Source organism: Deltaproteobacteria bacterium, assembly GCA_016875225.1.
Classification (GTDB): Bacteria; Myxococcota_A; UBA9160; order SZUA-336; family SZUA-336; genus VGRW01.
In genome coordinates, this window is the sequence record VGRW01000149.1 from 1 (window position 1) to 3,746 (window position 3,746).

The window sequence follows — 3,746 nt, forward strand, 5'->3', positions numbered from 1 at the left end:
TCCTGCTGCCAGGTCTCGGCCGTGATCGCGTCGAGGTCTCCGTGCGGGGCGAACACGGTCGTGCCCGCGCTCTGCACCAGGATGTCGAGCTGGCCGAGCTCGTCGAGCGCCGCCGCCACCAGCGCCCGGCAGGCCGCGTCGTCGCCGACGTCGGCCTGGAACGGCATCGCGATCACGCCGAAGCTCGAGCACTCGGCCGCGGTGCGCTCGGCCTCGGCGCGCGAGCGGCTGTAGTTCACCACCACCGAGCAGCCGCGCTGCGCGAGCGCGAGCGCCGTCGCGCGCCCCACGCCCGTGCCGCCGCCGGTCACGATCGCCGCCTTGCCCGCGATCTCCACGTCGCCTCCCCGCCCTGTGTGCGCGTCAGGCGGGCCGGCCGACGCCGGCTGCCGCGCGCACGTCGTCCATCAGCTCCGCGACCGCGGCGCGCGCCCGCGCCGCGCCGTCGCGAAGCACGTCCTCGACCGTGTCCGCGTCCGCCTCGAGCGCGCGCCTGCGCTCGCGCGCCTCGGCGAAGTAGGCGAGGACCTTCTCGTACAGCGCCTTCTTCGCATCTCCGTAGCCGGTGCCGCCGCGCCGGAACGCGTCGGCCAGCGCGGCGCGCTCCTCGGGTTTCGCGAGCAGCGCGTAGAGCGCGATGATGGTCGAGCTGTCGGGGTCCTTCGGCTCGTCCACGCCCTTGGAGTCGGTGACGATCCCCATCACCTGCTTCCGGAGCGCCTTCTCGGGCGCGAACATCTCGATCGTGTTGCCGTAGCTCTTGCTCATCTTCCGGCCGTCGCTGCCGGGCACGACCGCGACGTCCTCCAGGATGTACGGCTCGGGCAGCGCGAAGACCTCGCGATAGGTCAGGTTGAACTTCACCGCGATGTCGCGAGTCACTTCCAGGTGCTGCTTCTGGTCCTGGCCGACGGGAACCAGGTCGGCGCGCCAGATCAGGATGTCGGCCGCCTGCAGCACCGGATACGCGAAGAGCCCGTGGTCGGGCGAGTGACCCGCCTCGAGCTTGTCCTTGTACGAGACACAGCGCTGGAGCAGGCCCATCGGCGTGACCGTGGTGAGGATCCAGGCCAGCTCGGTGACTTCCGGCAGATCGCTCTGCCGGTACAGGATCGAGCGCGTCGGATCGACGCCGAGCGCCAGGAAGTCCAGCGCCACGCCGCGCGTGAGCTCGCGGCGCAGCTTCGCGTCGCGGATGCTGGTGAGCGAGTGCAGGTCGGCCATGAAGTACGAGGCGCGGTTGCCCTCTTGCAGCAATATGAACTGGCGCAGCGCGCCGAAGTAGTTGCCCAGGTGCTGCACGCCGCTCGGCTGGATTCCCGAGAGCACGCGCGCGCCCGTCACGCGCTTTCGCGCGCCCTGCCCCGAAGCCGACACGCTAGATCGCCTGCAGCCAGCGCGAGGAGAAGACCGGGTCCGCGTCCGCGACCAGCTTCGCGAAGCGCGCGACCAGCCGCGCCGTGATCGGGCCCGGGATCGGCGCGGGAAGCTCGTGCCCGTCGACGCGAGCGACCGGCCAGACGTTCGAGGTCGTGCCGGTCAGGAACGCCTCCTGCGCGCGGTCGAGAAGCGCGAGCGGCATCGGCGCCTCGTTCACGGGAATTGCCTCGTCTCGCGCCAGGTCGACCGCGAGCCGCCGAGTGACTCCGGCCAGCACCGCGTCGAGCGGCGCGCAAGCAAGGCTCCCGTCGCAGACCAGGAAGAAGCTCTGCGTAGACGACTCGGTGATCTGGCCCTGCTCGTCCAGGAACAGCACGTCGTGGAAGCCCGCCGCCTTCGCGCGCGCCTTGGCGAACGCCGCGTGCGTGTAGGCGGCGGCGATCTTGATCTGCGGCGAGAGCACCGACGCCGGCATCTTTCGCGACTCCGCGACCTTGAGCCGCGCGGGCCCCGCGGCGGACGCGCGCCCCGCCTTCGAGAGATCGGCGATCGCGAACGCCGCGATCGCGACCTCGGGCATCGGGTCGACGGGGAGCACGTCGAGCGACGCGCCCGGGTAGTAGGCCGAGATCTTCACGATCTCGGCGCCCGGGTTCGCGCGCACGGCCTCGGCGATTCCCGCGCGCAGCGCCCCGTTCGACGCCGGAAGCCGCATGCCCGAGAGCTCCGCCGACTGCTCGAAGCGCGCGAGGTGCTCGTCCAGGCCCAGGATCGCCGGCCCGCGCGCGAGCCAGTAGACCGGCATCACGTCGAAGACCAGCGTTCCCCGCTGCAGCGACTGCGAGAGCACGTGGACCGTGACCTCGGCCCAGGGGACCAGCTTTCCATTGCGCCAGATCACGCGTTCCGAGATCGACATGGCGCCGAGTCTAGCCTCACTTCCCCGCTCCCCGCGACGCCGCTAGCCTTCCGCCCGTGGGTGGGGGAGAGCGTTGAAGCCTCCGGGCGTGATCGTGAACGCGCGCGCGCGGCGCGCCGGCCGCGACGGCCGGCTCGGCGAGCGGCTGCGCAGGGTGATGCCCGCCGAGTTCATCCACTTCACGCGCGACCCCGCGGAGCTCGACGCCGCGCTCGCCCGCCTGCAGGCGCTCGGCGTCGAGCACCTGGTGCTGGTCGGCGGCGACGGCACGGTCGGCGGCACGCTCACCCCGCTGGTCGCGCGCTACGGTGAGTCCCCGCTGCCGCGCGTCTCGCTGGTGGCCGGCGGCACGATCAACACGATCGCGCACTCGCTCGGCGCGCACGCGAGCGCCCTGCAGACGGTGACCCGCATCCTGGAGGGCGAGCCCCCCCGGCTCGACTCCGTCCGGCCGCTGATCCGCGTCGAGCCCGATGTCGGCCCGACCCGCGCGGGCCTGATCTTCGCCAACGGCGTCGCCGCCCGCTTCCTCGAGCACTACTACCAGGGCGACGACCTGGGCGTGGTCGCCGCCGCGACCCTGGTCGGCCGGATCGCCACGTCCGCGCTGCTGCGCACCGGCCTTTCCCGCGAGCTCTTCGCCCCGCGCGAGATCGCGATCTCGGTCGACGGCTCGCCCCTCGACGCCCGCGCCTACACCGTGGCCGGCGCCTCGAGCGTGCGCGACGTCGGGCTGGGCTTCCGCCCGTTCCTCACCGCCGGCGCCGACCCCGAGCGCTTCCACTTCCTGTACAGCGCCGCGAGCGCCCCCCGCCTGTCGCTGGAGCTACCCGCCCTGCGCCTCGGCTTCCACGGCCCGACCTCGTGCCTGCACCACCACCCCGCCCGCTCGGTGGAGCTCCGCCTCGCCGCCCCCGAGCCCTGGAGCATGGACGCCGACCTGTACCCGCCCGCCACCACGCTGCGCCTCTCGGCCTGGGCGCCGATCCGGTTCATCTCGTACTGACGCGCGGGGACGCGCGCGGACGCGCGATCTCGGTTGTCCGGCCCCGGCCCCTCCGCTACCCCTACCGCCACGCCGACGTAGCTCAGTTGGTAGAGCAGCTGATTCGTAATCAGCAGGTCGCCGGTTCGAGTCCGGCCGTCGGCTCCAAATCCTTCGCTTCGCTGGGCACTTGCGACCCTACCAGCGGGCGCGCGCGCTGGCAACTTGTACCAACCCTGTACCAAGGTCCGTTTGAACGACACCACGGCGCTTGAACGCACGACCAAGTACGTTGCGTCCGCCCTTGGCCATTCCTCCGTTTCCCCGGTTTCCTTCTTCCCGCCGGACGGACGGCCGTGACCTCGCTGGAAATCGAACACGCACTGAGCGAGGTCTTCACCGCGTTGCAGGCTTCCAGCACGGCCGATGACTTCAAGGCGATCGGGCTCCGCTGCCGCGCGT

General features: G+C 71.9%; 4 protein-coding genes and 1 tRNA gene. 2 read left to right on the top strand and 3 right to left on the bottom strand.

Annotation, left to right across the window (positions count from 1 at the left end):
• The 3 genes from FJ108_18100 to FJ108_18110 all read right to left on the bottom strand — a co-directional run.
• The coding region (locus tag FJ108_18100) for an SDR family NAD(P)-dependent oxidoreductase (GenBank protein MBM4337805.1) at positions 1-338 on the bottom strand (338 nt) is incomplete at its 3' end.
• Positions 339-363: 25 nt separating this feature from the next.
• On the bottom strand, positions 364-1,344 hold the full coding sequence (gene trpS / locus FJ108_18105; GenBank protein MBM4337806.1) for a tryptophan--tRNA ligase: 981 nt from the start codon (positions 1,342-1,344) through the stop codon (positions 364-366).
• 34 nt (positions 1,345-1,378) lie between these two features.
• Positions 1,379-2,299, bottom strand: coding sequence for a hypothetical protein (locus FJ108_18110; protein ID MBM4337807.1), 921 nt, complete (start codon positions 2,297-2,299; stop codon positions 1,379-1,381).
• Between the two features lie 73 nt (positions 2,300-2,372).
• Between FJ108_18110 and FJ108_18115 the strand changes: the two genes are divergently transcribed.
• Both FJ108_18115 and FJ108_18120 read left to right on the top strand, forming a co-directional pair.
• Positions 2,373-3,305: a hypothetical protein gene (locus FJ108_18115; GenBank protein MBM4337808.1), complete on the top strand. Its 933-nt coding sequence runs from the start codon at positions 2,373-2,375 to the stop codon at positions 3,303-3,305.
• 71 nt (positions 3,306-3,376) lie between these two features.
• Positions 3,377-3,452, top strand: a tRNA-Thr gene (locus FJ108_18120).
• Positions 3,453-3,746 lie beyond the last annotated feature (294 nt).